Source organism: Pseudomonas sp. AC463 (genome assembly GCF_979253585.1).
The window spans coordinates 1-289 of record NZ_CEEDDZ010000457.1 but is presented as its reverse complement, the minus strand read 5'-3'; the positions used below and the strand labels follow the sequence as shown (position 1 = coordinate 289).

1 protein-coding gene is annotated in these 289 nt (G+C 68.5%); it reads left to right on the top strand.

Features of this window, described 5'->3' with window-relative positions; translation table 11 throughout:
* Positions 1 to 289 (top strand): hypothetical protein (locus AC0IYH_RS30960; RefSeq protein ID WP_471838011.1); only part of this gene is annotated, 289 nt, incomplete at both ends.

Sequence of the window (289 nt, the reverse complement as noted above, 5' to 3'; positions counted from 1 at the left end):
ACACCACGCAGGTCGGCGCGTTCGGCCTGAACGCCGCCTACCAGCTCGGCTATACCAAGGTGGAGACGCCGACGGTGGACGGGGCAGGCCCGAACCGCCGCCGGCTCGACTATTACGACGACAGCTGGGGACAGCTCGCCGCCGCCAGCATCGGTACGGCGCCCGGCGCGATCCTGCCCGTCGGTCTCACCCTGTCGGGCGCGTATAGTCGCGAGACAGCGTCGCAGCTGAAGCAGCGGTACGAGGGGTTATATGGTCGCGGGGACGTGCTGCTGCCGGTGTCCTATAC